The following is a 23528-nucleotide window of genomic DNA, read 5'->3' on the forward strand; positions in this document are numbered from 1 at the left end:
GGCCGCTACCGGGCGGGCAGGAGCCGTCCGTCGAGGACGCGGAGGAGCCGGCTCTCCTTGTCCGCTCCCCGCCAGCCCTTGCATTCCAGGATCTGGCCTATCCAGTCGAGCGCGCGGCGCGTCTCGGCCGGCGTTCCCGGCCGCTCCTCCGCCGCGCCGTCCGCCATGGCGAGCAGTGCGGCGTAGGCCTGGTCCATCCGGTCCCGCTGCGCGGCGGACGGCTGCTCCCGGCAGCCGGTGCCCGCCGCCACCGCGAGGCAGCGGCCGACCAGCCGGGCGTGGTCGTGCGGGCCGAGCGTCATCGCCGCCCGGAGTTCGGCGGGACTTCCGTACCGCTCCACCGGCCAGGGCCTGATCCGGTCGGTGACCTTTTCGAGCAGGAAACTCAGGACGTTCCCGGGGCCGAATTCGATGGCGCTCCCGATGTTCTCCGCGAGGAACCTGCGCTGCACGGACAGCCATTGCACGGGTGAGACGAGCTGGTCGGCCAGGAGTTCCCGGCTCCCGTCACCGCCCGGGTGCGGACGGCCGTTGACCGTGGAAAGGACGGCCATACGCGGCGGCACGATGTCGACCGCGCCGAGCACGGCGGCCATCTCGCTCTTCGCCCCTGCCATCAGCGGGCTGTGATAGGGGCCTTCCATCCGCAGCGGATAGACACGGCCGCCGCGCGCCTCCAGCATTTCGGCCGCGCGTCCGACGAGTTCTTCCCTGCCCGACATGACGACCTGCCGCGGCGCGTCGACCGCCGACACGAAGAGGCCGCCTTCCGCACCGGCGGCCCTCCGGCACACCCGCTCGACGGTTTCCGCGTCGAGGTCGAGGGCCCACATCATGGTGCCGTCGACCCGGTCCGCCACGGCACGGATTATTTCCGCCCTGCGCCGCACGAGGTCAAGGGCGTCCGTGAAGCGAAGAGCGCCCGCGGCGCAGAGAGCGGAATACTCACCCAGGCTGTACCCGACGCAGTAGTCGAACTCGTGCCCCAACTCGGCCGAGTAGGTCCGGTACATGGCGACACTGACCAGGAAAGTCGTCAGCTGCGCTTCTTCCTGACGCTTCAGCCTCGACTTGTTGGCCTTGTCGAATATGAGCGCGGAGAAGTTCTCACCGAGATGGTCGGAAGCCTCGGTGAAGGTGTCGCGGAATACGGCATGGTTATCGTGGAGCCGCTCCCCCATGCCGGTGCGCTGGGCACCGATGCCAGGAAAGAGTGCGACCATCCCCGTTGCCACGAATAACTCCCCCGTTCAAATCAGCCATCGAATTTGAATCAGTTCGGAGGTTGAACCCATGACGAACGCGCGACGCAATCCCACTCATTACGCCCCCCAGGCCACTATGGCCGCTCCCCCCGCTGGAGCCACCTTCTGCCACGGAAAGCAGCAAGTCAACACTTGACTTCGCCCGTTGCGACGTTCCGTAGCACGGAGTGAGCGCCAGAAGAGGCGGACCGAGAGGCCCCGTATCGATCACTCACCGACTCACAGTTGCTCCAGCAAACGTTTACGACTTGCCGGGGGATCGATAGTCGGGCAGGCACCTGCGGCTTCCGGACACGGGGCAGCCCGCGACATTACCTTCTGTTTACCTGTGCGACCGTGCCGGGGAGGCCGGGGGCGCCTGCGGGCCCCGGGCGGCGCCGCCCGGGGCCCGGATTCGGCCATCAACTAGGCTTACACCGTTTCGGCCCTCAGGAAGATGTGAGCATGAGCGACGCGACCCCCGCCCCCGAGTCCCCCACGGGTGACTCCCCCGACTTCGACACCCTGACCCGTGACATCGCGGACGTGCCCGCGGTCGAGGTGATCACCACCGTGGCGGTCCACCTGATGAGCGCCGCCGCCGTCAACCTCGGCCTGGCCGAGGGCGGCGAGGGCCACAAGGACCTGGACGAGGCCCGCAAGCTGATCCACTCGCTGGCCGGCCTGCTGGACGCGAGCGCCACCGAGATCAGCTCGTTCCACGCGGCGCCGCTGCGCGACGGGCTGAAGTCGCTGCAGCTGGCGTTCCGCGAGGCGTCGCTGGTGAAGGACGAGCCGGGCCAGGGGCCGGGCGAGAAGTACACCGGTCCGGTCTACGGCTGACCCGGCACACCGTGCGGCCGGGTGCACCGCCGTACGACCGAGGCAGTTACACCGTACGTACGTAGAGGGGCTCGCCCGGTGGCGTCGCCTCGGCCGGCAGAAGTGCCAGGTCGAGGCCGCGCACCAGGCGGGCCCTCAGTGTTTCGTCGGCGGCGATCCGCCGGGCCACGCGCTGGGCGGCGTCGGCCTGGTCCGCGGCCGGGTCCAGGACGAGGGCGAGGGTGCCGTCCGCGCGGCCGGGCCCGAGGTGGGCGCGGAGCACGACGGGCTCGGCTGCGACCGCGGCGCGGACCGCCTCGGTCACGGCCGGGTCGGCGAGCGGGTCGGCGCTCGCGCGTCCCTCGGCGAGGGCGAGCAGGGCGGAGCGGCCCAGCTCATAGGGGACGGGGCCCGCGAGGTCGAGGACGATGGTGTCGGCCTGCTCGTGGGCTGCGGCCTGCAGCGCCTGGTGCAGCGGGACGGCGACGGGACGGGCGGCGGGGTCCCACAGGGCGAGGGCCTCGATGGAGGTGAACGCGGGCAGCGCCTTGCGGTCGCCCGCCTTCAGGGTGGGGACGGCCATGTCGCTGGTCTTCTCCCTGCGCAGCCCGTTCTCGTCCACCTCGACCTCGCCGAGCACGGCGACGACGGGCACGAGGAGCCGGGCCCCCGCGAGGGCTTCGAGGACCGGGCCGTGGGCCGTACGGTCCGCGGACCAGGCGGCGAGCGCCGCGGCCAGCCGCGGGTCGGCCGTCCCGTCGTCGTCGGAGAAGCCGGGGTCGGGAATGTTCTTGCTCGCCATATTCGCCTTGTTCACCATGTTCGCCACGGTGTCGACCCTACAGAGTGGTGTCAGTCGCGCCGCGGCGCCCCGGACCTGGTCCGCCACAGGTGGACCGCGAGAGCGAGCAGGGCGACGCCGAGGCCGCCGGCGACCGGGCCGACCCAGCCGGCGGGGCCGTCGTCGCCCCGCGTCGCGTCCGGGCCCCGGCCGAAGTACTTCGTGCCGTACGTCGCCGTGCGCGGCTTCTCCGGCTTGAGCCGGCCGGCGCGGGCCAGCGCCGCCGCTGGGTCGATCAGGCCGAAGCCGCGGGAGTCGTCACGGCCGCCGGGCGGGGCGTCGCGGGCCGTGTCCTCCAGGAGCTCCTTGATCTGCGCGGGCCGCAGGCCGGGGTGGGCCGCGCGGATCAGGGCGACGGCGCCCGAGACGAAGGCGGAGGCGGCGCTGGTGCCCCAGCCCTCGTAGTACTTGCGGTCGGGGTCGGCGATGACGATGTCGTCGCCGGGGGCGGCGACGGTGGCGTACCAGCGGCGGGTGGAGAAGGAGGCGCGGGCGCCGTTCTCGTCGACGGCCGTCGCGGCGATCACGCCGGGGTAGGCGGCCGGGTAGGAGATGTGGTCGCCGCGCTCGCCGCCGTTGCCCGCGGAGGCGACGACGGCGACGCCCTTCTTCAGGGCGTACTGCACGGCGGCGTCCTCGGCCGGTTCGGGGTGGGCGGACTTGGAGTCGTCGCCGAGGGAGAGGTTGATGACGTCCGCGCCGTGGTCGGCGGCCCAGCGGATGCCTTCGGCGAGGGCGTTGCCGCGGGTGTTGCGGGCCTTCTTGCGGGCGGGGTCGCCGTCCTCAAGGATCACGCGGACCGGCAGGATCTTCGCCTCGGGCGCGATGCCCAGCACACCGTCGCGGCCACCCGCGCCGTGTCCGTGGCCCGCGATGATGCCGGCCATGGCGGTGCCGTGCCGGGCCCAGGGGCGGTCGCCGCGGCGGGCGCCGAAGCCGACCATGTCCTTGCCTTCGAGGACGCTGCCCGCGAGGTCCGGGTGCTCGGCGTCTATGCCGGTGTCCAGGACGGCGACGGTGATGCCGTTGCCCTTGCTGATCTGCCAGGCCTGGTTGGTGTGCATGGCGTCGAGGGCCCACTGCTGGGCGCGGATGCCGTCGTCGGCGTACGCGGTGGCGGTCGGGGCGAGCACCAGCGCGGCGGCGGCCATGACGGCGACCATTCGCCTGCGGCCCCTCATGCCGCCTTCTCCGCGGCCGCGATGATTTTACGTAGACCTCGCTCGACGCGGTCGGCGATGCCCTTCGCCTCGTGGCCGAGGCCCGCCTGGGCGGGCGCCGACGTGGTGTTGCTGCCCATGGCCTCGGTGGCGGGCGCGGGGTCGGTGACGGCGCGGCCGTCGGCGAATCCCGATACGGAGTACGCGACGACGGGCGCGTCCGGCAGCACGGAGACGGTCCAGGCCGCCCGCTGCGCGTCACCGAAGCCTTCGCAGGCGGTGCCCTTGGCGGCGTACGGCCGCGGCATGAGGTCGGTCCGCCGGTCCAGGCCCTCCTCCGTGAAACGGTTCCGCAGGGTCTGCATCGCGTCGGCGTCCGCCTTGGTGAACAGGAGGCCCACGGTGGTGACATGGCTGCGGGTGGCGTCCGTGTACGTGGCCCGGAGCAGCCGCAGACAGCCGACCGGGTCGAGCGCCTTCTTCAACAGCGGGTCGAACGCGCCCCGGCAGCCGCTGTCCGGGGCGACGGCTATGCGGGTCCAGGCGCGGTCGGCACCGCCGGGCCCCGCGCCCTCCCCCTCAAGCTCCGGCGGAAAGAGCCGGTCGACGGGGACGCTGTGCCAGAGGGCCCCGGTGACCGTGTACGCGCTCCGGGCGGCACCGCCCGCCGCGGACTCCCCGGTCAGCCAACTCCCGGTCACCGCACCGCCGATGAGCCCGAGCCCGAGCACGGCACAGGCCGCGGCGGCGGCAGCACGTGGCCGCACCCAGGCAGCGACGGGCCGCAGCCGGGCGGGGCGGTCGTCCCCCACCGCAGGCCGCGCCAAAAACACAAAGGGCCGCCCGCCCCCGGCCCCCGACCCCAACTCACCCCCCGCGCCGGACACACCACCATCGAGGACAGCGTCCGTACCCACCTTCCCCACAACCACCGGCGGCTCATCGGGCAGACGAGCCGAGGACGGCGGAGGCGGCGCATCGTCGGCGACGTCGCCTGACGTGCGGGACGCACCGTCACCAGGGGCCGACGCATCGGCCAGACGGGCTGGAAACGCTGGCAGTGGCGGCGTTCTCGGCTCGGCGGAGACCTCACTTCGCGCGCGGGACGCGCCACCGTCGAGGGGCGACGCATCGGCCAGACGGGCCGACGACGGCGGGGGCGGTGGCGCATCGCCCTGCGTGTGGGGTGTGCCGTCGTCAATGGACGGGGTGCCGGGGGCACGGGCCGGGAGCGGCGGTGTCTTGCCGGAAGCGTTGCGGGGCGTGCGGGATACGTCCTCGTCGGCGGGCGGGGCGGCCGACTCGACCGGGGCGGGCGTGCGGCTCTCCGCCGCGACCGTCGGCGGGGCGTCCGGCAGGCGTGGTGGGGCGGTGGGGGTGCTGCGTTGAGGGCGGGGGCGGGCCTCTTCGAAGGGGGCCAGCAGGTCCTGGATGCGGGCCGCCTGGTCCGGGTCCTCGTCGTGGCGGGCGGGGGTGGGGCGGGGGCGACCCAGTACCCAGTCCTGGTCGACCGGCGGCCGGACGTCCGGGAAGCGGGCGGACGGCACGGGCGGCGGCTCAGCAGCCTCGTCGGCCGCGTCCGCGGAGTGCGGGACCGCGGGGGCCGGGGCGACGGAGTGCGGGACCGCGGAGGCCGGGGGTGTCGCGGGGCGGGGCGGGGCCGCGGGGCGTGGGGGGATGGGGCTGTGAGGCGCCTCCGTGCTCATGCTCCCCCGTTTCCTCGCGCTCGGCCGGCCGGAGCGCTCGGTCGGCGAGGCTCCGTACGCACCGCTCGGCCAGGCTCCGTGCGCGTCACTCTACGGGCAGACCAACGGAGTAAGGGAACTCAGTCCGCGCACCGGGCGATCTGCCCGGATCATCCCCCTACCCTCTGGTAATCGCGTCTGGCAGGCTTCGGCCATGACAGCCCGTGCCGCAGACCGAGCCGCCGACCGCGCCCGCTACGACCGCGCCACCGCACACCTCGACGCCCCCCTCGCCGTCGTCGACCTGGCCGCCTTCGACGCCAACGCCGACGATCTCGTACGCCGGGCCGCGGGCAAGCCGATCCGGGTCGCCAGCAAGTCCGTGCGCTGTCGCGCCCTGCTCGAACGGGTCCTCGCCCGCGACGGCTTCGCCGGGATCATGTCCTTCACGCTCGCGGAGTCGCTGTGGCTGGCCCGCTCCGGCTTCGCCGACGTGCTGCTCGCGTACCCCTCGGCGGACCGCGCCGGTTTCGCCGAGCTGACCGCCGATCCGAAGCTCGCGGAATCGGTGACCGTGATGGTCGACGACCCGGCCCAGCTGCGGCTGATCGACGGGGCGAGGGACGGCGGCACCGAGGAGGTGCGGGTCTGTCTGGAGTTGGACACCTCCCTCCAGGTGCTCGGCGGCAAGGTGCGGATCGGCGCGCTGCGTTCGCCGCTGCACTCCCCCGCCCAGGTCGCCGCCCTGGCCCGCGCCATCGCCCGGCGGCCCGGGTTCCGGCTCGTGGGTGTGATGGCGTACGAGGGGCATGTGGCGGGTGTGGGTGACGCGGTGGAGGGCCGCCCGGCGCGGTCCCGGGCGATCCGCACGATGCAGGCCGCGGCCCGCAGGGAGCTGGCCGCGCGCCGGGGGGAGACCATCGCCGCCGTCCGGGCGGTCGCGCCGGACCTGGAGTTCGTGAACGGCGGCGGCACCGGCAGTGTGCAGCACACCGCGGCCGAGCGCGCGGTCACCGAGATCGCCGCGGGGTCGGGGCTCTTCGTGCCGCGCCTCTTCGACAACTACACGTCGTTCAGCGGGCGTCCCGCCGCCCTGTTCGCGCAGCCCGTGGTGCGGCGGCCCGGCCCGGGAACGGTGACGGTGCTCGGCGGCGGCTATCCGGCGTCGGGTGTCGCGGGCCCGGACCGCTCGCCGGTGCCGTACCTCCCCGAGGGGCTGCGGTACGACCCGCAGGAGGGCGCGGGTGAAGTGCAGACGCCGCTGCACGGGCCCCCGGCCGACGATCTGCTGATCGGCGACAAGGTGTGGTTCCGGCACGCCAAGGCCGGGGAGCTGTGCGAGCGGTTCGAGATCCTGCACCTGGTCGAGGGCGACGAGGTGACGGGGAGCGTTCCGACGTACCGCGGCGAGGGTCACACGTTCCTGTGAACCGTGTCGCTCACGGTGTCGGTCCCACGTCGTCGCCCACCCCGCCGCCCGTCGCGCTGTCGTCGACCGAGCGGATCCCGTCGGTGATCTCGTCCATGACGGAGACGGGCGGGGCGTCCTTGCCCGCGCCGACGCTGAACCGGACCATGACCATCGACTCCGAGCCGACGCTCGACGCGAAGGCCAGCGACTGGACGTATCCGCCGTCGCCCTTCGCCGTGTGCACGCGCCAGCGCACGAAATAGCCGCTGCGGCCCGCGACGGCGACCTGGCCCTCCTTGACCTTCTCGTGGCCGGTGATGCCGCCGTACGGCTTGTTGTCCAGCTTGTCCTTGTCGTAGGCGGCGTCCGCCGCGTCCTTGATGTCGCCGAGGGCGAGGGCCTTGGGGTCCGTCTCGTCCGTGCCCGTCACGGTGTTCGACGTGACGGTGCCCTCGCGGCAGAGGCCGGAGTCGCCCGGGCAGTCGACGATGTCGGGGGTCTGGATGGTCGCGCCGCCGCCGAAGGAGTCGTCGTCCTTCTCCCAGCCGTCGGGCACGGGGAGCGTGATGCCGTTGAGGTCGTCGACGAGGGTGTCCGGGTCGGGGTCGGCGCTCGGGGACGCCGACTCCTTCTCCGACTCGGTGGGCGTCGGGCTGCTCCCGGCGGTGGCGCTCGGTGCCGGGGTGCCGGCCCGCGGGTCGCCGTCGTCCTCGGCGAGGGCGACGGCTCCCGTGACGATCCCCGCGACGAGGACGGCCCCGGCGACGCCCAGCGCGACGACCTTCGCCCGGCCGCCACCCCGGGACGCCACCGGCATGACCGAGGTCGGGCCCTGCGGCGTGTCCTGCGGCGGCCCGAAGCCCTGCTGCGCCGGGGCGACTTGGGCGTACTCGGGGGTTCGCCGGTGTTCGGTCCAGGCGGCACCGTCCCACCAGCGCTCGACGGAGGGCTGGTTCGGGTCCGGGTACCAGCCGGGCGGCGTCGACATGCTCATTCCGGCACTCTAAGACGTGCCGCGAAGATCAGTACACAGAGGACCGGTACACAGAGGACCGGTACACCGAGGCTCAGTACACCGAGTCCCGCTGGTCGGCGACCACGGTGCCGTCGGCGCGCCGGACGGGGCCCTTGCCCCCGTCGTGCTCGTTGTACGCGCTCGTCGCACACGGGTACAGGTCCTGCTTCTGCGGCATCGGCTCGATGAACATGGGGTTCACGACCCAGCGGCCGTCCGCGTCGTCGTACGCGCGGCACATGAACTCGTTCTTGTTGCGGTTCAGGACGAGGTGCGCGCCGGTCGCGTCGCCGACGAAGGTCACGTCGGTGTCGGCGTCGCCGCCGCCGAGCGCGATGCGGTGCCTGAAGTCCTGCTTCTGCCAGGCCTTCTCGCCCTTGACGCCGAAGATCTCCTGGTTGACCCAGCAGCGCTTGCCGTCGATGTAGGGGATGGCCTCGCCCTTGTTGACGGGGACGCCGCCGCAGCCCTGGTTCCAGGTGGTGATGCGGCCCTTGCGGTCCAGGACGGAGCGGATGGCGACGGTGTGCGCGCGGTCGATGCCGACGCCCTTCGACCAGACCTCCGTCACCGGCTCCGAGCCCGCCGAGACGATGTAGACGTCGAAGCCGGCCTTCTTGAGCGTACGGATCAGGTCGCGCTGCTGGTCGTAGTAGCGGACGTAGCCGGGGATCCTGTGCGTGCCGACGGTCTGCGTGGCGCCGACGGGGGCGGCAAGCGCCTCCTCGCGGGCCTTCGCGGCGTACGACTCCAGCTCGCGGACGGTGTGCCCGGCGAAGAGCTGCGGCACCCAGGCGTACTGCGGGACGGTGTGGCGGTGGTCCCACTTCCCCGCGAACGCGGCGGCGCCGCTCATCGTCCTCCCGTCCTCGCGGACCTCGAAGATCTCGTCGGCGCAGGCGGTGTTCGTGGAGGTGGGCAGCGGCTTGCCGACGGGCACCTTGGTGCCGCACGCCTCGGTGAGCGCGCGGTCGGCGTCGTCGGTCAGCCACTTGCTGGTGGACTTCCAGCTCTTGGGCCGCAGAATCTTGTCGTGCCGCAGGGACCAGGCGATGGTCGCGTCGGTGACGTCGTTCTTCGTGATGGTGTTGTCCCAGTCGAACGCGGCGACCGGGCGCTTGTTCCTGCCGTGGCCGAGGTCCGGGTTCGCACAGGTGCCGCGCTCGTCGATGGTGCGCTGGAGCTTGGCGCGGTTGTTGCCGTACCAGGTCAGCTTCTTCGACAGCTGGGGGCAGTCCGCGGGTGCCGTACGGGAGTTCGCGGCCGTGGCGGCGGCCGCGGGGAGAGCTGTCGGCACGGCCGCCAGGGTGGCGGCCGCGGCCAGGGTCAGCGCCAAAATATTTCTGTTACGCATGTGAGTGGACCGTACATCAGCCTTGCGGGGCTGACGATGCCCGAGCCGCTCCGTGCACCGTGTCCCGCTGATCGGGGATCACGGAGCCGTCCGTACGGCGCACCGGGCCCTCGGCGCCGTCCCGTTCGGTGTAGCCGGTGGAGGCGCAGGGGTAGGGGTCGGCCTTCTTCCCCTTGGGCTCGATGAACATGGGGTTGACCAGCCAGCGGCCGTCGCCGTTGTCGTAGGCGCGGCACATCACTTCGTTCTTGTTGCGGTTCAGGACGAGCCGCAGGCCGGTGGCGTCGCGCAGGAAGGAGACGTCCGTGTCGGAGTCGCCCGCCGCGAACACCTGGCGTTTCGCGGCCGGTTGGACCTTCTCGGCGGCGGCGCCGCGCACGCCGAGGATCTCCTTGTTGATCCAGCAGCGCTTGCCGTCGATGTACGTGATCATCGAGTCGTCGCCGTCCTCGACGGTGCCGCAGCCCTTGAGGTGCGCGGTGTGCTTGCCGTGGGCGGTGACGTTGCGGATGCCGAGGGTGTGCCCGGCGTCGACGCCCACGCCCTTGCCCCACACTTCGGCGACCGGCTCGGGCGACGCGGAGACGACGTACACGTCGAAGCCGGCCTTCTTGAGCGTGCGGATCAGGTCGCGCTGCTGGTCGTAGTAGCGGACCCAGCCGGTGACCTTGCCGGTGCCGACCCGCTGTTCGGTGCCGATGGGCGCGGCGAGGTTCTCCTCGCGTGCGGCGGCCGCGAACTGTTTGACTTGGCGGGTGGTCCAGCCGCGGGTGAGCTGGGCGAGCCAGGCGTACTGCGGTTCCATCCGGCGGTGGTCGAAGCCGGCGAAGGCCGTCTTGCCCGAGGTGGTGGTGCCCTCGCCGTAGACGGAGAGGATCTCGTCGGCGCAGGCGGTGTTCCGGTGGGTGGGCAGGGTGGTGCCGGTGGCGGGGCAGGCCTTCGCCAGGGCCGCGGCGGCCGGGCGGGTCAGGTAGCGGCTGGTGGTGTACCAGTCGCCGCCCTGCGGGGTGCGTATCTTGCCGTTGCGCAGCAGCCAGTACATGGTGGCGTCGCCGATGTCGTTCTTGATGACGGTGTTGTCCCAGTCGAAGACGGCGACGGGCTCGGCGCCGTGGCCGTGGTCGCCGTGGCCGTCGCCGCAGCTGCCGTACTGGTCCACCATGCGCTGGAGTCTGGCCCTGTTGTCGCCGTACCAGCCCTTGGAGACCGTCAGCGCGGGGCACTTCTCGGCCGTCGGCCGGGAGGAGTCCTGTGTTGCTTCGGCGGTGGCCTGGACGCCGATGAGGCCGGTCCCGGCGACGGCGAGGACGGCGGCCGCGGCGGTGCAGCGGCGCTTGAGGTTCATGTACACACTCCCGTGTTTACGCAGGTCAGCCGGGCGTCGCGCGACGCCCGGCTGACGGGTGGGTGGCTGCTGGGTGAACTACAGGGGCGTGACGTACGCCCCGGTGAGCCCGCCGTCCACGAGGAAGTCCGTGGCGTTCACGAACGAGGCGTCGTCGCTGGCGAGGAACGCCACCGCGGCCGCCATCTCCTCGGCCTCGGCGAAGCGGCCCACCGGGATGTGCACGAGGCGGCGCGCGGCGCGTTCGGGGTCCTTGGCGAACAGTTCCTGGAGGAGTGGGGTGTTCACCGGCCCCGGGCAGAGCGCGTTGACGCGGATGCCCTCGCGGGCGAACTGCACGCCCAGCTCGCGCGACATGGCGAGGACGCCGCCCTTGGAGGCGGTGTACGAGATCTGTGAGGTCGCCGCGCCCATCCGGGCCACGAACGACGCGGTGTTGATGATCGAGCCCTTGCCCTGGCGCCGCATGTAGGGGATGGCGGCCTTGCAGCAGAGGTAGACGGAGGTGAGGTTGACCTCCTGGACGCGCTTCCAGGCTTCGAGGCCGGTGTCGAGGATGGAGTCGTCGTCGGGCGGCGAGATGCCCGCGTTGTTGAAGGCGATGTCGACGGAGCCGTAGGTGTCGAAGGCGGTCTTGAAGAGCGCCTCGACCTGCTCGGCGTCGGTGACGTCGACCTTCACGAAGGTCCCGCCGACCTCTTCGGCTGCCTTCTTGCCCGCGCTCTCGTCGATGTCGCCGCAGACGACGTGGGCGCCCTCGGAGGCGAGGCGGCGGGCGGTGGCGAGGCCGATGCCGCTGCCGGCGCCGGTGATGACGGCGGTGCGGCCGACGAGGCGGCGGCAGATGTTCTCGGTCATGGGGCTTCAGGCCTCCGTGCTTTCCGTGCCGATGAAGACGTTCTTGGTTTCCGTGAAGGCGTGCAGGGCGTCCGGGCCGAGCTCGCGGCCGAGTCCGGACTGTTTGTAGCCGCCGAAGGGCGTCCAATAGCGCACGCTGGAATGCGAGTTGACGGACAGGTTGCCTGCGCGGACGGCCGCCGAGACGCGCAGGGCCCGGCCGACGTCCCGCGTCCAGATGGAGCCGGACAGGCCGTAGTCGGTGGCGTTGGCGAGCCGGACCGCGTCGGCCTCGTCGTCGAAGGGGATCACGACGGCGACGGGGCCGAAGACCTCCTCCGTGGCCACCGGCGCGTCCGGGTCGACGTCGGTGAGCAGCGTCGGCGGGAACCAGAAGCCGGGCCCCTCGGGCGCCGTCCCGTGGATGCCGTCGCCCGGGGTGACGTAGGAGCGGACGCGGTCCAGCTGGGTCCGGGAGATCAGCGGGCCCATCTGGGTCTTCTCGTCGGACGGGTCGCCCACGACGATGGACTCGATCGCGGGGGCCACGACCTCCAGGAACCGGTCGTACACCGCACGCTGGACGAGGACGCGGGTGCGGGCGCAGCAGTCCTGGCCCGAGTTGTCCAGGTACGACATGGGGGTGGCGAGCGCCGCCGCTTCCACGTCGGCGTCGGCGAAGACGATGTTCGGGCTCTTGCCGCCGAGTTCCAGGGTCAGCCGCTTCACCCGGTCGGCGCAGGTGGCCATGATCCGCTTGCCGACGCGGGTGGAGCCGGTGAACACGATCTTGGCGACGCCGGGGTGCTCGACGAGGGCGTTGCCCGCGACGCCGCCCTCGCCGGGCAGGACCTGGAAGAGCCCTTCGGGCAGGCCCGCCGCGAGGGCGAGTTCGGCGAGGCGGAGCGCGGTGAGCGGCGTCGTCTCGGCCGGTTTGAGGATCACCGCGTTGCCCGCCGCGAGGGCGGGCGCCGTGCCCCACGCGGCGATCGGCATCGGGAAGTTCCAGGGGGCGATGACGCCGACGACCCCGAGGGGTTCGAGGACGGTGATGTTCAGGCCGCCGGGTACGGGGATCTGCCGGCCGCTCAGCCGCTCGGCTCCCCCGGCGGAGAAGTCGAGCAGGTCGCGGACGTTGCCCGCCTCCCAGCGGGCGTTGCCGATGAGGTGGCCCGCCTCGCGGACCTCCAGCCCGGCCAGTTCTTCGAGGTGTTCGTCGACGGTGGCGGCGAAGCGGCGCAGGACGCGTGCGCGGTCGGCGGGGGCGGCGGCCGCCCACTTCTCCTGGGCCTTGGCGGCCCGTGCGACGGCGGCGTCGACGTCCGCCGCGGTGGCGGCCGGGACGGACGCGACGACCTCTTCGGTCGCCGGGTTGAGTACCTGCAGCAAGTCGTTCCTCACATGCGTTCGAAGGAGCGGCGGAGCTCCCAGTCGGTCACCGCGGAGTCGAAGGCCTGCAGCTCGACCCGGGCCATGTTGCGGTAGTGCGCGACCACCTCGTCGCCGAAGGCGGCCTTGGCGATCGGGCTGTTCTCCCAGAGCTCGGCGGCCTCGCGCAGGGTGGTGGGGACGTGTGCGTAGTCGCCGGTGTAGGCGTTTCCGGTGCACTCGTCCGGCAGTTCGAGCTTGTGTTCTATGCCGTGGAGACCGGCGGCGATCAGACCGGCGACCGCGAGGTGCGGGTTGACGTCGCCGCCGGGGAGGCGGTTCTCGAAGCGCATCGAACGGCCGTGGCCGACCACGCGCAGCGCGCAGGTGCGGTTGTCGTGCCCCCAGGCGGCGGCGGTCGGCGCGAACGTGCCGGGCTGGAACCGCTTGTAGGAGTTGATGTGGGGCGCGTAGAGGAGGGCGAAGTCGCGGAGCGCCACGAGCTGGCCCGCGAGGAAGTGCCGCATGACGGGTGACATGCCTCCCGGGTCGTCCGGGGAGCCGGCCATGACGTTGGTGCCGTCGGCGTCCTGGAGCGAGAGGTGGATGTGACAGGAGTTGCCCTCGCGCTCGTTGAACTTGGCCATGAAGGTGAGGGAGACACCTTCCTGGGCCGCGATCTCCTTGGCGCCGGTCTTGTAGATGGCGTGCTGGTCGCAGGTGACGAGGGCCTCGTCGTACTTGAACACGATCTCGTGCTGGCCCGGGTTGCACTCGCCCTTGGCCGATTCGACGACGAGTCCGGCGGCCGCCATGTCGTTGCGGATGCGGCGCAGCAGCGGCTCGACGCGGCCGGTGCCGAGGACGGAGTAGTCGATGTTGTACTGGTTGGCCGGGGTGAGGTCCTTGTATCCGGCGTCCCACGCCTGTTCGTAGGTGTCCTTGAAGACGATGAATTCGAGCTCCGTGCCGACGTGGGCGGTGTAGCCGTGCTCCGCGAGCCGCTCCAGCTGGCGGCGGAGGATCTGGCGGGGCGCGGCGACGACGGGCGAGGAGTCGGCCCAGGCGAGGTCGGCGATGAGCATGGCCGTGCCCTCGTTCCAGGGGACGCGGCGCAGGGTGGAGAGGTCGGGGTGCATGGCGAAGTCGCCGTATCCGCGGTCCCAGGAGGACATTGCGTAGCCGTCGACGGTGTTCATGTCCGCGTCGACGGCGAGGAGGTAGTTGCAGCCCTCCGTGCCGTGTTCGAGGACCTCGTCGAGGAAGAAGCGGGCGGCGAACCGCTTGCCCTGGAGCCGCCCCTGCATATCGGGGAAGGCCAGGACGACAGTGTCGATCTCGCCGCTCGCGACGAGGGCCTTCAGCTCCTCGACGGCGAGCGGGGGTGTGCGGTCTGCCACGGGAAAAGCCTCCTTGGGTCAGCCGGGAGCCATAAGGTATTGCCGAGAACCTTTGCTTGGGAAGGGGGTACGGGCATGTCGCACACGGAAGAGGGCACGTCACCCGCGGCGCTGGACGACGACCGGCTGACACCGGTACTGCGTCCGGTGCGGGCGGGCAACGGCTTCGAGGAGGCCCTGGAGCAGATCCTCCAGGTCGTCCGCCTCGGCCTGGTGCCCGGCGGCGAACGGCTGCCGTCGGAGCGGGAGCTGGCCGACCGCCTCGGCATCAGCCGGGTGACGCTGCGCGAGGTCCTGAAGGTGCTGCAGGACCAGGGGCTCGTCGAGTCGCGGCGCGGGAGGTACGGCGGCACGTTCGTGCGACCGCGCCCCGAGGCGCCGGGCGAGGACGAGCTGCGCCGCCGCATCAAGGACGTCGACGTCGAGGACGCCCTGCGCTTCCGCGAGGTCCTTGAGGTCGGCGCGGCCGGGCTCTGCGCGGCGCACGGCCTCACCGGCGAGCAGGCGGACCGGCTGCGCACGGCGCTCGCGCGGACCCACGACGCACCCCTTGCGGAGTACCGCAGGCTCGATACGCTGCTCCACCTCACGCTCGCCGAGCTGTGCGGGTCGCCGACGCTCACCGCGCAGTACGCGGCGGTCCGCGCGACCGTCAACGACCTCCTGGACTGCATCCCGCTGCTGGTGCGGAACCTGGAGCATTCGCAGCGCCAGCACACCGCGCTCGTCGAGGCGGTGCTCGACGGGGACGCGGACGGCGCGCGGGAGATGATGCGGGAGCACTGCGCGGGGACGGCGGCGCTGTTGCGGGGCTTTCTGACGTGAGGGGCACGGGTTAACCATCACGTAACGCACGGGTCTTGCTTTCCGGTGCGCGACACGGCAAAGGTATGGATCCGTTCCATTGAGTCACCCCGTCGCCAAGCCGAACGCAGTGCCGCCGCCGCATAGGAGCCGTGCCATGACCGTGGAGTCCAGCAAGCCGAGCCCGGCCGAACCGGCGGACGACTACCTGGAACGCAGAACGCTCCGCCGGGGCAGCGCGGGCTGGCTGCTGCTCACCGGACTCGGCGTCGCCTACGTCGTGTCCGGCGACTTCTCCGGCTGGAACTTCGGCCTCGCGGAGGGCGGCTTCGGCGGTCTCGCGATCGCCATGGCGCTCATGGGCGTGATGTACACGTGCATGGTCTTCTCGCTGGCGGAACTGTCGTCCGTCCTGCCCACCGCGGGCGGCGGCTACGGCTTCGCACGCCGCGCGCTCGGCCCCTGGGGCGGCTTCCTGACCGGCACGGCGATCCTGATCGAGTACATCCTGGCGCCGGCCGCGATCTCCATCTTCATCGGCGACTATGTCGAGTCGCTCGGTCTCTTCGGCCTGACCTCGGGCTGGCCCGTCTACCTCGCCTGCTTCGTCATCTTCATCGGGATCCACCTGTGGGGCGTCGGCGAGGCGCTGCGCTTCAGCTTCGTCGTCACCGGCGTCGCGGTGGCGGCGCTGCTCGTCTTCGCGGTCGGCGCCTTCATGGACTTCGACGCGTCGAAGCTGAACGACATCCCCGTGGAGCCGGACGCCTTCGGCGCCAACTCGTGGCTGCCGATGGGCCTGTTGGGCATCTGGGCGGCGTTCCCGTTCGGCATGTGGTTCTTCCTCGGGGTCGAGGGCGTGCCGCTGGCCGCCGAGGAGACCAAGGACCCGGCGCGCACGCTGCCGCGCGCGATCCGCTGGTCGATGGCCATCCTCGTCGCCCTCGCGCTGCTCACCTTCTTCGCGTCGGCCGGCGCGCGCGGTGCGAACGCGATCCAGGACGCGGGCAACCCCCTGGTCGAGGCGCTGCAGCCGGACGGCGACGCGACCGGCCTGAGCCGCGTCATCAACTACGCGGGCCTCGCCGGCCTGGTCGCCTCCTTCTTCTCCCTCATCTACGCGGGCTCGCGCCAGCTCTTCGCGCTCTCCCGCGCCGGCTACCTCCCCCGCTTCCTCTCCCTCACCAGCAGTCGCAAGGCCCCGTATCTGGGCCTGCTCGTGCCGGGCGCCATCGGCTTCGGGCTCGCCGCGGCGACCGGCGACGGCGCCCGCATGCTGAACGTCGCGGTCTTCGGCGCGACCATCTCGTACGCCCTCATGTCGCTCTCCCACATCGTCCTGCGCCGCCGCGAGCCCGGCCTGGAGCGGCCCTACCGCACGCCCGGCGGCGTCCTGACGTCGTCCGTGGCGCTGGTCCTCGCGTGCGCGGCACTCGTCGCGACGTTCCTGGTGGACGTGACGGCGGCGCTCATCGCGCTCGCGGTGTACGTGGTCGCCCTCGCCTACTTCGGCGTCTACAGCCGCAAGCATTTGGTGGCGCGCGCACCGGAGGAGGAGTTCGCGGCGCTCGCGGCGGCGGAGGCAGAGTTGGAACGCGACTGAGCACGATCGTGAGGAGAACGGTGAGCGAGAGCGAGAGCGCAGTGAGCAGCAGGCCGCTGATCGGGGTCAGCACCTATCTGGACCCCCAGGTCAGCTGGGGCGTGTGGCGGCTGCCCGCGGCCCTGCTGCCCGCCGGGTACCCGCGTCTCGTACGGGCGGCGGGCGGCCTCACCGCGATGCTGCCGCCGGACGATCCGGCGCACGCGGGGGCCGTCGTCGCCCGCCTCGACGGCGTGGTCGTCGCGGGCGGCCCCGACGTGGAGCCCGAGCGGTACGGGGCGGTGCGCGACGAGCGCACCGGGCCGCCCGCACGGGAGCGGGACAGCTGGGAACTGGCGCTGATCGAGGCCGCGTTGGCGTCGGGGACACCGCTGCTCGGCATCTGCCGCGGCATGCAGCTCATGAACGTGGCGCTCGGCGGGACGCTGATCCAGCACATGGACGGACACGCGGAGGCAGTCGGCGTGTTCGGCACGCACTCCGTGAAGCCGGTCCCCGACACGCTCTACGCCTCGATCGTCCCCGACGCGTCGACGGACGTGCCGACCTATCACCACCAGGCGGTGGACCGCCTCGGCAGGGACCTGATCGTGTCGGCGTACGCGGAGGACGGCACCGTCGAAGCAGTCGAACTCCCCCGGCCCGCCTGGGCGCTCGGCGTGCAGTGGCATCCGGAGATGGGCGAGGACACGCGCGTCATGGCAGCGCTGGTCCGAGCCGCGTCCTGAGCCACTCCAGGGCGGCCGCTCCCTGGGCGGCCTGGAAGGCGCGCAGGGTCGGCAGGCCGGGCGGCGCCGGCTGCAACGAGCCCCGTACGAAGAATCCGGCGACGCCCGCCAGCGTCGCGGTCACACCCCGCGGATCCGCCGCCCGGCCCATCCGCTGGGCGGTGAACACCTCCTCCGGGTCGGGCCCGCCCTGCGCCCGCACGCACGGCAACATGAGGAGCAGGTCCAGCCAGGGCGCGGCGCGCAGGGCATGCGGCCAGTCGACGAAAACGACCCGGTCGCCGTCCGCTGTGAGCAGCATGTTGTCGGCGCGCAGGTCGCCGTGGGCGAGAGTGTCGCCGACCGCGAACTCTTGCCACGGGGCGGCGAGTTCGGCGAGGGCGGGCAGATTCCGGCGAACCCACGGATCAAGCCCGGCAGCACCCTCTTCACCCCCCGCGCCCTCCGCACCCCCCGCACCCTCCGCACCCTGCTCGATCAGCCGCTCCCAGCCCCGGAAGACGCCCGTCAGCGCCTCTGCCGCGGTGGGGGCGTCCAGCGGCGCGGGAGTCAGGACCCGCGAGAGACCATCCACAGCTTCCAGCACCCGCCCGAACTCGTGCGCCTGCCAGGGCACTTGCGGCTGGCGCCCCTCCACGTCCTCGAAGGCCAGGGCGACCCAGGTCCCGTCGTCGTAGGAAGCGAGGAGCCGGGGCGCGGGCACGGAGTCCGGCAGCGCGGCGGCGTTACGGGCCTCGGCGCGGTGCAGCCGCGGACTGCCGGGGTTGACGTCGGCGCTGACAGCCTTGACGAACGCCCGCCGCCCGTCGGCGAGCAGCACCCGGGCGGCGACCCCCGGCGAGAACCCGCCCCGCTGCGTCACCGCCTCGCTCACGGGCGCACCGAGCGCGGCCTCCAGCCCTCCCCGTACGTGCACGGGCAGTTGCCACCAGGGGGTACGTACGCCGGTGGCCGGGGGCGCGGTGGGGTTCATGCCGTCCATGGTGGGCGTCGCGTCTCGACGGACGCCACGCATTTTTCCGTACGCCCGCCCTCGCTGCCCGTTAGCGGAGCCAGGCCCTCGTGCCCTGGCGGCGGAGCCGTTCAGGACACGGGGAACTGCGCGACCAGCCACAAAGGGCCCGCAGTCGAAAGCGAGGGAAGAACAACCCGCCACCGCTCCACGGAACACACATCACGCCTACCGCGCCCCCACCCCACTCCGCGTCAGCGCCAGCAGATCCCGCCCCGGCCCCGCAGGCCGGTGCCCTGTCGGCCAGACCGCCCGCAGTTCCCTGCGCAGCCGGACCTCGGCCAGGGGGATCTCCACCAGGCGGCGTGCCGCCAGTTCCTCGCCGACCGCGAGTTCGCTCAGGACCGAGGGGCCCGCGCCGCTCACCGCCGAGGCCTTCACCGCCGTCGTGGACGACAGCTCGATCAGGGGGCGGGCGAGGCCGCCGAGCGCCGCGTCGAGGACCTGGCGGGTGCCCGAGCCCTCCTCGCGCAGGATCAGCGGCGTCGCCGCGAGCTCCGCCGCCGCGAGCGGCTTCCTGCGCCGCGCCCACGGGTGCCCCGGCGCCGTCACGACGACCAGGCGGTCGTGCGCGACGACGACCCCGTCAAGACCGCCCGGCACGGTGAGCCCCTCGACGAAGCCGAGGTCCGCCTCACCGGCGAGCAGCCGGGAGGCAACAGTCGCGGAGTTCCCCGCGAGCAGGGAGACCGCCGTGTCCGGCCGCTGCGTCCGCAGGGCGATCAGCCAGCCCGGCAGCAGGTACTCGGCGATCGTCATGCTGGCCGCCACCCGCAGCCGCGAGTCCCGCCGCACGCGCAGCGCCTGCGCCCCCGCGTCGAAGGCCTCCGCCGCCTCCACGACGCGGCCCGCCCAGTCGGTGACCAGGGCGCCCGCGTCGGTGAGGCGCGAGCCGCGGGGCGACCGGTCGACGAGGGCGACGCCCAGCTGGCGTTCCATCGCGCGCACCCGGCTGCTCGCCGCGGGCTGCGTGATGCCGAGCTCCCGGGCGGCCCGCCCGAGACTGCCGAGCCGCGCCACGGCGAGCAGCAGCTGGAGCGCGCCGAGGTCGGGCACGCGGTGCGCGAGGGACGCCTCAGAGGCAGAGGCAGAGTCAGAGGCGGCGGCGGAGGGCTGAGAGGGCTCGGGGGACGCAGGGGACGGACTCATAAAGCCAGTACTCATAAAGCCAGCTTATGCCCCCATAGAAGAGCACTCCCTGGTCGCACCGCCTCCCCCGTACGACGGTGGACACATGGTCACCACCGCTCACCCCGTCGCCGTCTCCCCCACGGCCCTCCCCGCCCGCGCCCTCGCGGTCCGGCACCTCGGCCCGAACTGGTACGCGTCCGTCATGGGCACCGCCATCATCGCCAACGCGGGCGCGACGCTGCCGTACCCATTCACGGGGCTGCGCACGGGCTGCACCATCGTGTGGGCGCTGTCGTTCGCGATGCTGGCCGTCCTGCTCACCGCCCGTGCCGCGCACTGGATCCACCACCGCGACCAGGCCAGGGCCCACCTGCTCGACCCGGCCGTGGCACCGTTCTACGGCTGCCTGTCCATGGCGCTGCTCGCGGTCGGCGCCGGCACGCTGATCGTCGGCAAGGACTGGCTCGGCACGGGCGCGGCCGTCGCGCTCGACACCGTCCTGTTCACCGCCGGCACGGCCATCGGTCTCGCGGCCGCCGTCACCATCCCGTACCTCATGGTGACCCGGCACCGCATCACCGCCGACCAGGCCTCGCCGGTGTGGCTGCTGCCCGTGGTGGCGCCCATGGTGTCGGCGGCCGTAGGACCGCTGCTCATACCCCACCTGCCCGCGGGCCAGGCCCAGCAGACCATGCTGTACGCCTGCTTCGCGATGTTCGGCCTGAGCCTGCTCGCCACCCTGGTGATGCTGCCGATGGTCTTCGCCCGTCTGGTGACCGCGGGCCCGCTGCCCCTGGCGCTCACCCCCACCCTGTTCCTGGTCCTCGGCCCGCTGGGCCAGTCCACGACCGCCGCGAACAAGTTCGCCGACTTCGCCCCGGGCGTCGTCCCCGCCCCCCTCGACCGCGGCTTCCTCGCCTTCGCCGTCCTCTACGGCGTCCCCGTGCTGGGCTTCGCCCTGCTGTGGCTGTCACTCGCCGCAGCCATGGTGGTCCGCGCCCGCCGCCGCGGCATGGGCTTCGCGATGACCTGGTGGGCGTTCACCTTCCCCATCGGCACCTGCGTCACCGGCGCGGAGGGCCTCGCCCACCACACCGGCCTCGCGGTGTTCGACTGGCTCGCGACCGGTCTCTTCGCCTTCCTCGTGACCGCCGTGGCCGTGGCCCTGAACCACACCCTGCGCGGCCTCGCCGGCGGGAAACTGCTCGCGGCGCCTGCCTGAAACACGCCCTGGCGCGCGGCGGCAGGCGGATGCCTGTGTCCAAAAGCCGTCGGGCCTTCGGTCGGCCGGAGTAGCCGGCCGCGGGCTAGTCGACCGCTGCCCGCAACGCGGTGCCGAGCACCCCGGGCGCCTCCGCCAGCGACGGCCCGTACCAGGTGAGGTGGCGGCCGCTGACCAGGGCGACCGGGGTGTCCGGCGGGAACGCCTCGGGGCCGTCGTCGGGCGTGAAGCGGTACGGCTCGTCGGGGAGGACCACCAGGTCGAGGCCGGCCGAGCACAGTGCCTCGACGGAGACGCGGGGGTAGCGCTCGGCATGCGCCGCGTACGCGTTGTCGACGCCCAGGCGCGCGAGCAGGTCTCCCGCGAACGTGTCGCGGCCCAGGACCATCCACGGGCGCCGCCAGATCGGGACCGCCCCCCGGAGGCGGGCCGAGGGGGACGCCACGCCGTGCCACGCCGTCTCCGCGTCCGCCAGCCACCGCGGCCGCCGCTCCGCCCCGCACGCCGCGAGGACGCGGGCCAGTTCGCGGAAGGCCTGGCCCAGTGTCCGCACCTCCGTCACCAGGACCTCGATGCCGGCCGCGCGCAGGGCCGCCAGGTCGGGCGCGCGGTTCTCCTCCTCGTTGGCGACGACGAGGTCGGGGGCGAGGGCGACGATGCGGGGCACGTCGGGGTTCTTCGTGCCGCCCACCCGCACCACGCCGAGGTCGTCGAGGTCCGCGGGGTGGCTGCACCAGTCCGTCGCCCCGATCAGCGCGCCCGGCACGGTGACCGCGACCGCCTCGGTCAGCGAGGGCACCAGCGAGACGACCCGTCGCGGGCCACGCGCGAGCGGCACGTCAGCGCCCCCTGTCGTCCACCGCTTCGATGTGGTCCCCCACGGCGATCACCAGGACCCGGGTGTCCGGCACGGTGGCCCGCCAGCGGTGCCGCACCCCACCCGTGAGGAACAGCGTGTCGCCGCGTCCCAGGCGGTAGGCCCGCCCTTCGGCCTCCATCTCGACGGCGCCCTCGACGACGTACATCAGCTCGTCGTTGCGGTGCTGGAACTCGCGTCCCTCGTCGTGGTCCCCGATGAACTCCAGGGCGTGCAGCTGGTGGTGGCCGCGCGCCAGTTCCCGTACGCGCGCCTCGGGCGTGGAGCCCTCCAGGTCCGTGGCGTCGTCGGCGCGCACCACCTCGACGGTGCGGGCCGGGTCGGCGGCGGCCAGGAGCTCCACGTCGGTGGTGCACAGCGCGTCGGCGACCCGCTGCAGGGACCGCGAGCTGGGCCGGGCGCGCTCGTTCTCGATCTGGCTGAGGAACGGCACGGAGAGTCCGCTGCGCTCGGCGACGACGGCAAGGGTGAGCTCCAGCTGGCGGCGGCGCCGCCGCACGGCAGAGCCCACCCGGAGGGTCTCCTTGTGCTCGTCCATCGCCTCGGCTCCCTTCAGCGCATCGGCCCGCTCTCAACCCTGAGGGGTTTTCTGCACCCTACGCATGTTCGCCAAACGGTTTCGCCCCGTTGCCGGGACCGACCCCCGCAGCTTGTGCCGGTGGAGCTACAGCTTGTGCCAGTAGAGCAGTTGTCCGGCCTCCCCGGGCGCGGCCCCCTCCGCCGGTACGAACAGGCTGACGAGCAGGGCGGGACGGCCCCGCGGGTCGGTGAGGAGGGTCGCCGACGGGTTGGCGAAGGCGCGGCTGCCGCCGTGCGTGCGGATGTCGAGGCGGTCCGCGCGGCCACTCGGGGGGTCGTAGGCGTACGTGCCCCAGCTGCCGAAGTCGCCCCGCCGCCCCTGGCCCTCGACGAGCACCACGCGCTGCCCGTCGAGCTCCACGGGCGCCCGGTCGCCGATGTTGCCGCCGTTGCCCCGGGCGCGCACGGCACGGTCCAGGCGCCGGTCGGGCTCGGCGTGCCAGTGCCGGAAGCCGGTGAGGGTGGCGCGCAGCTGGCGGTCGGTGTCGCAGTCCGCCCGGTAGTGCCCGGTGAGGTGGATCGTGGCGCCGCGCACCGCGGTGACGCTCGGGGTGCCCTCGGCGCAGCGCGAGAGGGTCAGCGGCGCGTCGAAGGCCCGGCCGGCGTGCCCGTCGAGCAGTGCGGCGAGGTTCTCGTACGACCGCACCGCGATGTGGTTGCGCGGGTCCTTCTCGTACGCGAGGACATAGCCCCCGCGGCCGTCGTGCGCGAGCGAGGCCTGGTGCGTGCCGGGCCCGAAGTCGTGGCGGCGCCGCCAGTGGCGCAGGTCGGTGGAGGTGGCGACGGCGGCGTGGAAGCGGCCGTCGGCGAGGAGCGTGTGGTAGACGGCGAGGTAGCGGCCGTCCGGGTCCTGTGCGATCTGCGCGGCGTCCATGGTGCGGCCGGTGTGGTCCCGCGCGCCGTAGCGGTGCCCGGCGGCGGCGGTCATGTCCTCGGCGAGCGCGGCGAGGCGCGCGGTGGCCGCGGAGGCGGGGGCTGCGTCGGCGCGGGCGAGCTGCGCGACGAGGAGGGCGGCGGCCAGGGCCAGTGCCGAGGCGGCGGCGAAGACTGCCGTCCTGGGCTGCCTTGCGGTCACGGGCGGGATCTCACG

General features: G+C 72.8%; 21 protein-coding genes. 6 read left to right on the top strand and 15 right to left on the bottom strand.

Annotated elements, in window-relative coordinates; all coding sequences use genetic code 11:
* Positions 1–5 precede the first annotated feature (5 nt).
* Positions 6–1235: an ACP S-malonyltransferase gene (locus tag AB0H82_RS17640; RefSeq protein ID WP_362993612.1), complete on the bottom strand. Its 1230-nt coding sequence runs from the start codon at positions 1233–1235 to the stop codon at positions 6–8.
* A 474-nt stretch (positions 1236–1709) separates the two neighbouring features.
* Here AB0H82_RS17640 and AB0H82_RS17645 point away from each other — a divergent pair, with 474 nt between their 5' ends.
* Complete coding sequence (locus AB0H82_RS17645; protein WP_362993614.1) at positions 1710–2087, top strand: DUF1844 domain-containing protein; 378 nt, start codon at positions 1710–1712, stop codon at positions 2085–2087.
* 46 nt (positions 2088–2133) lie between these two features.
* Here the strand turns inward: AB0H82_RS17645 and AB0H82_RS17650 are convergent, their stop codons facing one another.
* From AB0H82_RS17650 to AB0H82_RS17660, 3 genes are read right to left on the bottom strand one after another with little or no spacing between them, the layout of a single operon-like run.
* The gene (locus AB0H82_RS17650; protein WP_362993724.1) at positions 2134–2868 is read right to left on the bottom strand and encodes an SseB family protein; all 735 of its coding nucleotides are present in this window, start codon (positions 2866–2868) and stop codon (positions 2134–2136) included.
* 50 nt (positions 2869–2918) lie between these two features.
* Complete coding sequence (gene mycP / locus AB0H82_RS17655) at positions 2919–4088, bottom strand: type VII secretion-associated serine protease mycosin (protein ID WP_362993616.1); 1170 nt, start codon at positions 4086–4088, stop codon at positions 2919–2921.
* A complete protein-coding gene (locus AB0H82_RS17660) occupies positions 4085–5773 on the bottom strand; it encodes a hypothetical protein (RefSeq protein WP_362993618.1) in 1689 nt (562 codons plus the stop codon). Before AB0H82_RS17660 ends, mycP begins: the two co-directional genes overlap by 4 nt.
* A 193-nt stretch (positions 5774–5966) precedes the next feature.
* Between AB0H82_RS17660 and AB0H82_RS17665 the strand changes: the two genes are divergently transcribed.
* Positions 5967–7181: an amino acid deaminase/aldolase gene (locus AB0H82_RS17665; protein WP_362993620.1), complete on the top strand. Its 1215-nt coding sequence runs from the start codon at positions 5967–5969 to the stop codon at positions 7179–7181.
* A 10-nt stretch (positions 7182–7191) separates the two neighbouring features.
* Here the strand turns inward: AB0H82_RS17665 and AB0H82_RS17670 are convergent, their stop codons facing one another.
* From AB0H82_RS17670 to AB0H82_RS17695, 6 genes are all read right to left on the bottom strand, one after another.
* Positions 7192–8157, bottom strand: coding sequence for a DUF2510 domain-containing protein (locus AB0H82_RS17670; RefSeq protein WP_362993622.1), 966 nt, complete (start codon positions 8155–8157; stop codon positions 7192–7194).
* A gap of 73 nt (positions 8158–8230) precedes the next feature.
* Positions 8231–9532 (bottom strand): haloacid dehalogenase-like hydrolase, encoded by a 1302-nt coding sequence (locus tag AB0H82_RS17675; RefSeq protein ID WP_362993624.1) that lies wholly within the window; start codon positions 9530–9532, stop codon positions 8231–8233.
* Between the two features lie 16 nt (positions 9533–9548).
* A complete protein-coding gene (locus AB0H82_RS17680) occupies positions 9549–10877 on the bottom strand; it encodes a haloacid dehalogenase-like hydrolase (protein ID WP_362993626.1) in 1329 nt (442 codons plus the stop codon).
* 78 nt (positions 10878–10955) lie between these two features.
* Positions 10956–11735: a 3-oxoacyl-ACP reductase gene (locus tag AB0H82_RS17685; protein WP_362993628.1), complete on the bottom strand. Its 780-nt coding sequence runs from the start codon at positions 11733–11735 to the stop codon at positions 10956–10958.
* Positions 11736–11741: 6 nt separating this feature from the next.
* Positions 11742–13103 (bottom strand): aldehyde dehydrogenase family protein, encoded by a 1362-nt coding sequence (locus tag AB0H82_RS17690; RefSeq protein WP_362993630.1) that lies wholly within the window; start codon positions 13101–13103, stop codon positions 11742–11744.
* 8 nt (positions 13104–13111) lie between these two features.
* Positions 13112–14482 (bottom strand): glutamine synthetase family protein, encoded by a 1371-nt coding sequence (locus tag AB0H82_RS17695; protein WP_362993632.1) that lies wholly within the window; start codon positions 14480–14482, stop codon positions 13112–13114.
* Between the two features lie 75 nt (positions 14483–14557).
* Here AB0H82_RS17695 and AB0H82_RS17700 point away from each other — a divergent pair, with 75 nt between their 5' ends.
* The 3 genes from AB0H82_RS17700 to AB0H82_RS17710 all read left to right on the top strand — a co-directional run bounded on the left by AB0H82_RS17700 (position 14558) and on the right by AB0H82_RS17710 (position 17617).
* Positions 14558–15307: an FCD domain-containing protein gene (locus AB0H82_RS17700; RefSeq protein WP_362993634.1), complete on the top strand. Its 750-nt coding sequence runs from the start codon at positions 14558–14560 to the stop codon at positions 15305–15307.
* Between the two features lie 136 nt (positions 15308–15443).
* Positions 15444–16889, top strand: a complete 1446-nt coding sequence (gene eat, locus AB0H82_RS17705) for an ethanolamine permease (RefSeq protein ID WP_362993636.1) — start codon at positions 15444–15446, stop codon at positions 16887–16889.
* Between the two features lie 20 nt (positions 16890–16909).
* Positions 16910–17617: a gamma-glutamyl-gamma-aminobutyrate hydrolase family protein gene (locus tag AB0H82_RS17710; protein ID WP_362993638.1), complete on the top strand. Its 708-nt coding sequence runs from the start codon at positions 16910–16912 to the stop codon at positions 17615–17617.
* On the opposite strand, the gene AB0H82_RS17715 is transcribed toward AB0H82_RS17710, so the two are convergent.
* Positions 17586–18590: a phosphotransferase gene (locus tag AB0H82_RS17715; RefSeq protein WP_362993640.1), complete on the bottom strand. Its 1005-nt coding sequence runs from the start codon at positions 18588–18590 to the stop codon at positions 17586–17588. The two genes, AB0H82_RS17710 and AB0H82_RS17715, sit on opposite strands and share 32 nt — an antisense overlap.
* 207 nt (positions 18591–18797) lie before the next feature.
* Entirely contained in the window at positions 18798–19685 is an 888-nt protein-coding gene (locus AB0H82_RS17720; protein ID WP_362993642.1) for a LysR family transcriptional regulator, read from the bottom strand.
* 178 nt (positions 19686–19863) lie between these two features.
* On the opposite strand from AB0H82_RS17720, the gene AB0H82_RS17725 reads away from it, so the two are divergent.
* A complete protein-coding gene (locus AB0H82_RS17725; RefSeq protein WP_362993644.1) occupies positions 19864–20982 on the top strand; it encodes a TDT family transporter in 1119 nt (372 codons plus the stop codon).
* Between the two features lie 85 nt (positions 20983–21067).
* Here the strand turns inward: AB0H82_RS17725 and AB0H82_RS17730 are convergent, their stop codons facing one another.
* The 3 genes from AB0H82_RS17730 to AB0H82_RS17740 form a co-directional block, all read right to left on the bottom strand.
* Positions 21068–21820: a helical backbone metal receptor gene (locus tag AB0H82_RS17730; protein WP_362993646.1), complete on the bottom strand. Its 753-nt coding sequence runs from the start codon at positions 21818–21820 to the stop codon at positions 21068–21070.
* Position 21821: 1 nt separating this feature from the next.
* Positions 21822–22397, bottom strand: a complete 576-nt coding sequence (locus tag AB0H82_RS17735; RefSeq protein WP_362993648.1) for a cupin domain-containing protein — start codon at positions 22395–22397, stop codon at positions 21822–21824.
* A gap of 126 nt (positions 22398–22523) precedes the next feature.
* Complete coding sequence (locus AB0H82_RS17740; RefSeq protein ID WP_362993650.1) at positions 22524–23513, bottom strand: hypothetical protein; 990 nt, start codon at positions 23511–23513, stop codon at positions 22524–22526.
* Between the last annotated feature and the right edge of the window lie 15 nt (positions 23514–23528).

It is taken from the genome of Streptomyces sp. NPDC050732 (genome assembly GCF_040654255.1).
Taxonomy (GTDB): Bacteria; Actinomycetota; Actinomycetes; order Streptomycetales; family Streptomycetaceae; genus Streptomyces.